8 protein-coding genes are annotated in these 9,023 nt (G+C 69.1%); 5 read left to right on the top strand and 3 right to left on the bottom strand.

Going from position 1 to position 9,023, the window contains the following annotated elements; translation table 11 throughout:
• Positions 1-90: 90 nt before the first annotated feature.
• Positions 91-465 (top strand): hypothetical protein, encoded by a 375-nt coding sequence (locus E1266_RS32275; RefSeq protein WP_132053562.1) that lies wholly within the window; start codon positions 91-93, stop codon positions 463-465.
• Between the two features lie 9 nt (positions 466-474).
• On the opposite strand, the gene E1266_RS32280 is transcribed toward E1266_RS32275, so the two are convergent.
• Positions 475-891: a VOC family protein gene (locus E1266_RS32280; RefSeq protein WP_132053564.1), complete on the bottom strand. Its 417-nt coding sequence runs from the start codon at positions 889-891 to the stop codon at positions 475-477.
• A gap of 74 nt (positions 892-965) precedes the next feature.
• On the opposite strand from E1266_RS32280, the gene E1266_RS32285 reads away from it, so the two are divergent.
• Positions 966-1,553: a TetR/AcrR family transcriptional regulator gene (locus tag E1266_RS32285; protein ID WP_243719157.1), complete on the top strand. Its 588-nt coding sequence runs from the start codon at positions 966-968 to the stop codon at positions 1,551-1,553.
• A gap of 52 nt (positions 1,554-1,605) precedes the next feature.
• On the opposite strand, the gene E1266_RS32290 is transcribed toward E1266_RS32285, so the two are convergent.
• Positions 1,606-3,915 (bottom strand): DEAD/DEAH box helicase, encoded by a 2,310-nt coding sequence (locus E1266_RS32290; RefSeq protein WP_132053568.1) that lies wholly within the window; start codon positions 3,913-3,915, stop codon positions 1,606-1,608.
• Between the two features lie 247 nt (positions 3,916-4,162).
• On the opposite strand from E1266_RS32290, the gene E1266_RS32295 reads away from it, so the two are divergent.
• Positions 4,163-4,516: an STAS domain-containing protein gene (locus tag E1266_RS32295; RefSeq protein ID WP_021597910.1), complete on the top strand. Its 354-nt coding sequence runs from the start codon at positions 4,163-4,165 to the stop codon at positions 4,514-4,516.
• A gap of 15 nt (positions 4,517-4,531) precedes the next feature.
• Positions 4,532-4,975 (top strand): ATP-binding protein, encoded by a 444-nt coding sequence (locus tag E1266_RS32300; RefSeq protein ID WP_132053570.1) that lies wholly within the window; start codon positions 4,532-4,534, stop codon positions 4,973-4,975.
• A gap of 228 nt (positions 4,976-5,203) precedes the next feature.
• Here the strand turns inward: E1266_RS32300 and E1266_RS32305 are convergent, their stop codons facing one another.
• The gene (locus E1266_RS32305) at positions 5,204-5,713 is read right to left on the bottom strand and encodes a VOC family protein (protein WP_132053572.1); all 510 of its coding nucleotides are present in this window, start codon (positions 5,711-5,713) and stop codon (positions 5,204-5,206) included.
• A gap of 566 nt (positions 5,714-6,279) precedes the next feature.
• On the opposite strand from E1266_RS32305, the gene E1266_RS32310 reads away from it, so the two are divergent.
• A complete protein-coding gene (locus E1266_RS32310; RefSeq protein WP_132053574.1) occupies positions 6,280-8,730 on the top strand; it encodes a sodium-translocating pyrophosphatase in 2,451 nt (816 codons plus the stop codon).
• Positions 8,731-9,023 lie beyond the last annotated feature (293 nt).

A 9,023-nucleotide genomic window follows, 5' to 3' on the forward strand; every position in this document is an offset into this window, starting at 1 on the left:
CCCCCACCCGGCAAGGCAGCCGGGTGGGGGTTTGGGGTTGCGGCCTTGGCCTGGGGTGAGCGAGGGGCCGATGGAGAGGAGATGCTTCGCATGATCTTTCTGGGGCTGGTCGTCGTGCTCGCCGCCATCGTGGTCGGGGTCGCCGTGGTGCTGGGGAACACGGGTGAGGCCCAGATGACCATGTTCGGTGATGGTGTTCCGGGGGTCACCGAGCAGTGGCACGTCTTCATGGCCGGGGCCGTGGTGACCATCGTGCTCATGAGCGGGCTGATGATCGCGGCGCTCGGGTTCAGGCGTGCGATGAACATGCGCCGGGAGTTGCGGGACCTGCGGGATGAGCATGAGGAATCCCTGCAGACGCTGGAGATGGAGCGCCGGAGGCTCCAGCAGGCGCTGGCGCAGACTCGGCGGCGCGGTGGCCCCGACCAGCCGTCCGTCCCGGCGCAGCGGGTCGCTCCGAACTGAGGGGTCGCGTCACTGGGCCGTGTACTGGTCCGCGTACGCCTGGGACGGGGCTATGGGCGTGATTACGTCGATGAGGACGCCGTTGGGGTCGGCGACGATGAAGTGACGCTGTCCGAACTCTTCGCTCCGTATGTCGAGTTCGGGGCGTAGGCCCTCTTGGAGGACAAGCCGTTCCCACTCGGCGTCCACGTCCTCTACCTCGAAGTTCAGCAGCAGCCCTTGGGCGGGGGTGCGGTATCCCTCCGGCAGCGTCGGGTGCGTGTGGTCGAGCAGGGCGAGTTCGTACGGGGACGTGCCGGGCCGGCGCAGGCTCACGTACCAGTCGGCTTCGAACGTCGTCTCGAAGCCCAGAAGCCCCTTGTAGAAGCGGTGGGACTCCGTGAGGCGGGACGTGCAGATCACCGGGTAGAAGCTCGTCAGGTGCATGAGGTCTCCTTTCACATACCGTCGGTATGTCACGATATATTGACGTACCGCCGGTATGTCAAGGGAGGGTCCCCGTGAACGTCAGGGCACGGCAGCGGGAAGTGACGCGCGCGACGCTGCTGGGCGAGAGCAGGCGGCTCTTCGCCGCGCGCGGGTACGGAGCGGTGAGCCTCTCGGAGATCGTCGCCGCGGCGGGCGTCACCAAGGGTGCGCTCTACCACCTGTTCGAGAGCAAGGCGGAGCTGTTCCGTGCCGTCCTGGAGCAGGTGCAGCAGGAAGTGGCCCGCATCGTCGCCGAGACGGCGGATGCCGAAGCCGACCCGTGGACGCGGTTCACGGCCGGTTGCCAGGCGTTCCTCACCGCGAGCACGGCCCCCGACATTCAGCGCATCATGCTGGTGGACGGCCCGGCCGTGCTCGGCTGGAACGAGTGGCGGGCGATGGACGAGGCGGGTTCGGGCAGCCACCTGGCCGACGTGATCACCGAGTTGATCGACCAGGGCCTGATCGCCCCTCAACCGGTCGCTCCGCTGACCCACTTGCTTTCGGGCGCGATGAACGAGGCCGCGCTGTGGCTGGCCGCGTCCGGCGATCCGGAGGCACACCTGCCGGACACCCGCGCGGCCCTAGCCCGGATGCTCGACGCGCTGCGCCTGACCTAACCGGCGCGTCCTTCCGCTGCGGTGTCCATTCGAGATGGGGGTGCTCGGGTGGTCAGGGGTGGGAGTGGGTCAGGAGGAGGTCCAGGAGGGTTAGGGCGCCTTGTTTGTCCAAGGGGTCGTTGCCGTTGCCGCATTTGGGGGACTGGATGCAGGACGGGCAGCCGGAGTCGCACTCGCAGGACGCGATCGCGTCGCGGGTGGCGTGGAGCCATTCGGCGGCGTCGGCGTAGCCGCGTTCGGCGAAGCCCGCTCCGCCCTCGTGGCCGTCGTAGACGAAGACGGTCAGCAGGCCCGTGTCGGGGTGGACGGCCGTGGACACGCCGCCGATGTCCCAGCGGTCGCAGGTGGCGAAGAGGGGGAGCAGCCCGATGGACGCGTGTTCGGCGGCATGGGCGGCGCCGGCCAGGTCCAGGTCGTCCAGGGCGGAGATCTGTGCTTCGGAGAGCGTCCACCACACGGCGCGGGTGCGCAGGGTGCGGGGCGGGAGGTCCAGGGGCTTCTCACCGAGCATTTCGCCCGTCTGCATGCGGCGCATCTGGTAGCCGACCACCTGGCGGGTGACTTCGACGGTTCCGAAGCAGAGGGTGGCGTCGCCCCAGGCGGATGAGCGGAGCCGTTCCACGATGGCGATGTCGGTCACGTCGCGGGCGGTTGTCGAGTAGTCGGGGTCGGCCGATTCCACCAGCGCGACGGAGTCGTCCAAATCGAGGGTGTGCACGATGAACGAGTCGCCTTGGTGGATGTAGACCGCGCCCTCGTGGACGGTGGTGTGCGCGGACGCCTCGTCGACGGTGCCGAGGAGGCGTCCTGTGCCCAGTTCCACGACCTGGATGGGGTCGCCTCCCGCACCCCGGATATCGGCCAGGCCGGCGGCCCTGTCGCGACGGGTCCAGTACCAGCCGGCCGGACGGCGGCGGAGGAAGCCGCGGCGGACGAGGTCGGGCAGCAGGTCGGCGGTCGAGGGGCCGAAGAGGGGAAGGTCGTCCTCGGTGAGCGGCATCTCGGACGCCGCGGCGCATAGGTGCGGTTCAAGGACGTACGGGTTGTCCGGGTCGAGCACGGTGGCCTCTACCGGCCTCCCGAAGATCGCCTCCGGGTGGTGGACGAGGAACGTGTCGAGCGGGTCGTCCCGGGCCACCAGAATCGACAGGGCCGCTTGGCCGGAGCGTCCGGCCCGTCCGGCCTGCTGCCAGAGGGACGCGCGGGTGCCGGGCCAGCCGCAGACGACGACGGCGTCGAGGCCGGAGACGTCCACACCGAGTTCCAGGGCGTTCGTGCTCGCCAAGCCGATGATCGAGCGGGAACGCAGAGCAGCTTCCAAAGCACGTCGTTCCTCGGGGAGGTAGCCGGCGCGGTAGGCGGCGACCTGCTCCGCCAGGGCCGGGGTGACCTCGTGCAGGGCGCGCTTGGCGCTTAATGCCACCGACTCTGCACCGCGCCTAGAGCGGACGAACGCGAGCGTTTGCACGCCCTCTACGACGAGGTCCGCCAGGAGGTCTCCCGCTTCGGCGGTGGCCGTGCGACGGACGGGGGCGCCGCGCTCACCCCGCAGCTCGGTCAGGGGCGGCTCCCACAGTGCGAATGTCGCCGGTCCGCGTGGGGAGGCATCGTCGTCGACGGCGACGACGTCCAGTCCGGTGAGGCGGGACGCGGTGGCGGCGGGCTCGGATGTCGTGGCCGAGGCCAGGATGAAGGTCGGGTCGGCGTGGTAACGGGCGCACAGCCGGCGCAGGCGGCGCAGGACGTGCGCGACGTGCGAGCCGAATACGCCGCGGTATCCGTGCGCCTCATCGATGACCACGTAGCGGAGGCGGCGCAGGAACGACGACCAGCGGGCGTGGCTCGGCAGGATCGACCGGTGCAGCATGTCCGGATTCGTCAGGACGTAGTTCGCGTGCTGCCGGACCCAGGTGCGTTCGTCCTGGGGCGTGTCACCGTCGTACGTCGCCGCTCGGACGCGGGTGAGGCGCAGCGAGCGCAACGCGCGGAGCTGGTCGGCGGCGAGCGCCTTGGTGGGCGCCAGGTAGAGGATCGTCCCCTGATGGCGAGGATTCTCGTCCCCGTCGTAGATCGCCTCGATGGCGGGCAGCAGGTACGCCAGGGACTTGCCGGACGCCGTGCCGGTGGCCAGGATCACAGACCGTCCCGCGCGGGCGTGCTCGGCCGCGGCGGCCTGGTGCTCCCAGGGCGCCTCGATGCCGGCCGCCGCCAACCGCTCGACCAGCAGTGGCGGCGACCAGGCCGGCCAGTCGGCACGACGGCCCTGACGTGCGGGAACGCTCTCCACATGGGTGATGCGTTCGCGCCTCGTGGGGTCGGCGAGCAGCCGGTCCAGGGGAGTTGAAGATCTTTGGGCGCCCATCAGGTTTTCAGTTTGCCAGCCGGGGCAAAACAACGGGAACGCCCCGGCGCCGGTGAGCCCGTACCCCTGCCCTGGCCACTGGATCAGCAGGTCAGACGGGATGGCGCGAACTTTCGCCCGTGTGGGCGATAACGTGCGTGTACCACGCCGGAGCGTGGTTGAATCACGGCGAAGTCTCGATGGCCGAACCCCGTCCGGGCGATCGGTGATCGAGATCGGATAGTGCTGCACGGCGCGTGGAGGATCTGTGGACCTGAAGGTGAACGACTACACCACCGACGATGGCCTCACCGTCATCAACGTGGAGGGTGAGATCGACGTCTACACGGCGCCGAAGCTTCGCGAGAAGCTCATCGACCTGGTCAACAAGGGCAAGTTCCATCTCCTTGTGGACATGGAGAAGGTGGAGTTCCTCGACTCCACCGGTCTCGGCGTGCTGGTCGGCGGGCTCAAGCGCGTGCGCGCGCACGACGGCTCGCTGGAGCTGGTGTGCACCCAGGAGCGCATCCTCAAGATCTTCCGGATCACGGGGCTGACCAAGGTCTTCGGCATCCACGACTCGATCGCCGAGGCCGAGGAGAAGCGCAAGGGCGCCAAGTAGCGGCCAGCAACTGAGATGTCGACCGTTGAACTCTCCTTCAGCGCGCTGCCCGTCCACGTCCGGACCGCCCGCCTGATCGTGACCGCCGTCGCACGCCGCAGCGGCGTCGCCGAAAACCTGCTGGACGAGGTCAGGCTCGCAGTGGGCGAGGCGTGCTCACGGGCCGTCGAGGCGCACCAGCGGCACTGCCCGGACGAACCCGTCCGCCTTGAACTGAGCGGTGCCGACCGGCGCTTCGAGGTGACCGTCAGCGACACCGTCCCCGGCGAGGACGAGGCAGGGGGCCTCCCCAAGGCCCCGGACGCTGAGGAGTTCGAGTACGGCCTCGGCGGTGAGGGCACCGCGGAGTTGGGGCTGGCCGTCATCGCCGGCCTCGCCGACGACGTGGAGATCGCCTCAACCCCCAAAGGGGTCCAGATACGGATGAGCTGGCCGGCCGAAGCAGAGGCGACCATCTGACGCGCGCACCCTCCCGAGCACCCCGAAGGCCCCGCCATCCCCGGCGGGGCCTTCGTTTTGCATTGATGAACCCACTGCGCTCGCTCGCTGAGCGCGCCTGTGCGAGTGCGGCAGCGCTTGGCGATCTTTCCGGTGAGGCTGCCCCTGGCGTGGCCTCTCCGGTCAGATCATGCGCTCGCGCGCGGGGCTGGGGCCTTCTGGAAGGCGCCCGACGTCCTGGGCTGGGTGCTAGTGGGGGTTCTTGCGGGCGCTTAGTTCGCGGTCGAGGGAGTCTTGGGCGTCGCGCATGGAGGCGACGTACTGCGGCTGGTTCCAGCGGGCCTGGGCTTCCTCGTCCGAGACGTTCTCCACGCGTTCCATGAGCCACCAGATGTTGCCGAGCGGGTCCCGGACGCGTCCGCCGCGGTCGCCCCAGGCCGCGGTGCTCAGCTCGGTGACGGCCGCCGCGCCGGCCTGGAGGGCCTTGGCGAAGACCGTGTCCACGTCCTCGATGTAGAGCCGCAGCAGGGCCGGGGTGTCGGGCCAGGTGTCCTTGGCGTCGAAGAGCAGGACGACGGAATCGCCGATGCGGACCTCGGCGTGACCGATGGAGCCGTTCTCGTTGGGGACGCGGAAGAGCTCCTCCCCGCCGAACGCCTCGACGATGAAGTCGATCGCCTTCGCGCTGTCGCGGGTCACGATCCAGGGTGCGACGGACGTGCAGCCGTCCGGAACCGGCTGGACTTCGGTGCTCGCCATCGGTGACTCCTCGTTGTCGGCGCCGCGGACTCGGCGGTGTCCGGTGACCGTAGCAGAACGGAACGCTTCGTTCTGATCCAGTCTCAGGCTGGGTGATATGTCGAGATTGGGACTGGCGGGGCTTGTGTGGCCGCTGGGGAGAAAGTGATGAGCGGTGAGAAGGGTGTGGGAAACTCTTCCGGATGATCTCGGACTGGCTCGATTTGGGCCTGGACATATTCCGTGTTAATGCCTAGCTTTAACACCGACGCCGATGCTCTCAGTCAGGCGCCCGAGACGTGCTGCGCGCGTCAAGGTGCTGGCGGGGTGATACTGAGCTAACCCGGGCTGACCTGGGGAAATGCCTCGCGCCCCGGGGTAAGGGGTAAATTCCGGGCGTATCTTTCATTGCATTTTGGCGACATCCGCTTCAAGGGCCCTGCGCCCTTAACATTCGACCTACGCCTGCGTAGACTCCCGGAACCCGCGCTGCCGTGCGAGGCGTTCGAAATCATGACTCGCGGGGTACGCGGTAAAGATCGTCTTTTGACGATCGCGATCGCAGCACCCCTTGTCGAGGAGGACGGATGTCTGGGCTTTCCCTGTCAAGCCCGGTCAGCGCAGACGTGGATCTCGGCGGCGGCGACCTCTCATTGGTCGTCGTCGTCGCCGTGATCGCACTGTTGGCACTGGCCGTCGCCGCGGGTCTCGTGCGCGATGTCCTGGCCGCTGGCCAGGGCACCGACAAGATGCAGGAGATCTCGCGGGCCGTTCAGGTAGGAGCGAGCGCCTATCTGAAACGCCAGTTCCGAACGGTCGCGGTCTTCGTGATCCTGATCCCGCTCGTCCTGCTGCTGCTCCCCGCCGAGTCGACCGGGGAGCGCATCGGGCGGTCGGTCTTCTTCGTCATCGGCGCGCTGTTCTCGGCCGTCACCGGGTTCGTCGGCATGTGGCTGGCGGTCCGGGGCAACGTCCGGGTCGCCGCGGCCGCCCGCGAGGAGGGCGGCGAGAAGACGGCGATGCGCATCGCCTTCCGCACCGGCGGCGTCGCCGGCATGTTCACGGTCGGGCTCGGCCTGTTCGGCGCCGCGATCGTCGTGCTGGCGTACAAGGGCGACGCGCCGAAGGTCCTGGAGGGCTTCGGTTTCGGTGCCGCGCTGCTCGCCATGTTCATGCGGGTCGGCGGCGGGATCTTCACCAAGGCCGCCGACGTGGGCGCCGACCTGGTCGGCAAGGTCGAGCAGGGCATCCCCGAGGACGACCCCCGCAACGCGGCGACCATCGCCGACAACGTGGGCGACAACGTCGGTGACTGCGCCGGCATGGCCGCCGACCTGTTCGAGTCGTACGCGGTCATGCTCGTCGCCGCGCTCATCCTCGGTACCGCCGCGTTCGGCACCGAGGGCCTGGTGTTCCCGCTGATCGTGCCGATGATCGGCGTGATCACCGCGGTGATCGGCATCTTCGCCGTGACGCCGCGGTCCGGCGACCGGTCCGGGATGACGGCGATCAACCGGGGCTTCTTCATCTCGGCCGGCATCTCGGCGATCCTCGTCGCGGTCGCCGCGTTCCTGTACCTGCCCTCGTCGTTCGCGGACCTGAACGGCGTCACGGACACCGAGATCCAGGCGCTGGACGCCGACCCGCGCTGGGTCGCGCTCGGCGCGGTCCTCATCGGCATCGTGCTCGCCAGCGCGATCCAGCTGCTCACCGGCTACTTCACCGAGACGAACCGCAAGCCCGTCCAGGAGGTCACCGGAAGCGCCCGGACGGGCCCGGCGACCGTCATCCTGTCCGGTATCTCGCTCGGCCTGGAGTCGGCCGTCTACACGGCCCTCGTCATCTGCGGCGCGGTGTACGGCGCGTTCCTGCTCGGCTTCGGCAACACCACCGTCGCGCTGTTCGCGGTGGCGATGGCCGGTACCGGCCTCCTGACGACCGTCGGCGTGATCGTCTCGATGGACACGTTCGGGCCCGTCTCCGACAACGCCCAGGGCATCGCGGAGATGTCCGGGGACGTGCAGGGCGAGGGCGCGGCCATCCTGGAGCGGCTGGACGCGGTCGGCAACACCACCAAGGCCATCACCAAGGGCATCGCGATCGCGACGGCCGTGCTCGCCGCGACCGCGCTGTTCGGCTCGTTCCGCACGACGGTGATCGCGGCGCTGAACGACGCGTCCGACGAGGCCAGGGACGCGCTCGGCGAGTTCGGCACCTTCAGCCTGTCGATCGACAACCCGAACGTGCTGATCGGACTGATCATCGGTGCGGCCGTGGTGTTCATGTTCTCCGGACTGGCCATCATGGCGGTCGGCCGCGCGGCCGGCCGGGTCGTGGTGGAGGTGCGCGAGCAGTTCCGCACCAAGCCCGGGATCATGGACTACACCGAGAAGCCCGACTACGACCGGGTCGTGGACATCTGCACCCGGGACGCGCAGCGCGAGCTCGCCACCCCCGGACTGCTCGCGATCATGAGCCCGATCGCGGTCGGCTTCGCCCTCGGGTACGCGCCGCTGGGCGCCTACCTGGGCGGTGCGATCGCGGCGGGCGTGCTGATGGCGGTGTTCCTCGCCAACTCCGGCGGCGCCTGGGACAACGCCAAGAAGCTCGTCGAGGAGGGCCAGCTCGGCGGCAAGGGCAGCGACGCGCACGAGGCCACGATCATCGGTGACACGGTCGGCGACCCGTTCAAGGACACCGCCGGTCCCGCGATCAACCCGCTGATCAAGGTGATGAACCTGGTCGCGCTGCTGATCGCGCCGGCGGTCGTGACGTACGCGGGCAACACCCTGCTCCGCGTCGTGGTGACCGTGCTGGCCGTCGGTGTCGTGGTGGCCGCCATCGTGATCTCCAAGCGGCGCGCCGACCCGATCGCCGACCCGGCCGTCGAGGGCGGCGCACCCGGCCCGGCCGCCACGGAGGGCGGCACGGCCGAGGGCGGCGCCATCGAGGAGGGCACCCCGGAGGAGGCCGCGGTCGGCGCCGACTCCGCCAAGGCCGAGTCCGGCAAGGACGAGTCGGCCGGCAAGAAGAACTGACCGGTAGCGAGACAGGGGCCGGCGGCACAGCGCCGCCGGCCCCTCCGCATGCCGGGGGTCGTGCATGGAACGCCCGTAATCGGTCATACGCTGTACGTGCCGATCCAGGCGAAGCGATGCGAACTCGGGAGGCGTTGTGACGAGCGGCGACGGTAAGTCGACCATGTCGGGTGCCAAGGGCTTCGCCATCGTGCTCGGCGGAATGCTAGGCGTAATCCTCCTGCTCTGGGCCCTAGCAGCTCTAGTAGCCCCGTAACCCCCGCGCAACCGTGGCCCCCACCGGCACGACCTGT

The organism is Actinomadura sp. 7K534 (assembly GCF_004348575.1).
Taxonomy (GTDB): Bacteria; Actinomycetota; Actinomycetes; order Streptosporangiales; family Streptosporangiaceae; genus Spirillospora; species Spirillospora livida.

Coding starts and splice junctions, on each gene's coding strand:
- E1266_RS32275 (WP_132053562.1), top strand. CDS start 91: ATGATCTTTCTGGGGCTGGTCGTCGTGCTCGCCGCCATCGTGGTCGGG.
- E1266_RS32280 (WP_132053564.1), bottom strand. CDS start 891: ATGCACCTGACGAGCTTCTACCCGGTGATCTGCACGTCCCGCCTCACG.
- E1266_RS32290 (WP_132053568.1), bottom strand. CDS start 3,915: ATGGGCGCCCAAAGATCTTCAACTCCCCTGGACCGGCTGCTCGCCGAC.
- E1266_RS32300 (WP_132053570.1), top strand. CDS start 4,532: ATGTCGACCGTTGAACTCTCCTTCAGCGCGCTGCCCGTCCACGTCCGG.
- E1266_RS32305 (WP_132053572.1), bottom strand. CDS start 5,713: ATGGCGAGCACCGAAGTCCAGCCGGTTCCGGACGGCTGCACGTCCGTC.
- E1266_RS32310 (WP_132053574.1), top strand. CDS start 6,280: ATGTCTGGGCTTTCCCTGTCAAGCCCGGTCAGCGCAGACGTGGATCTC.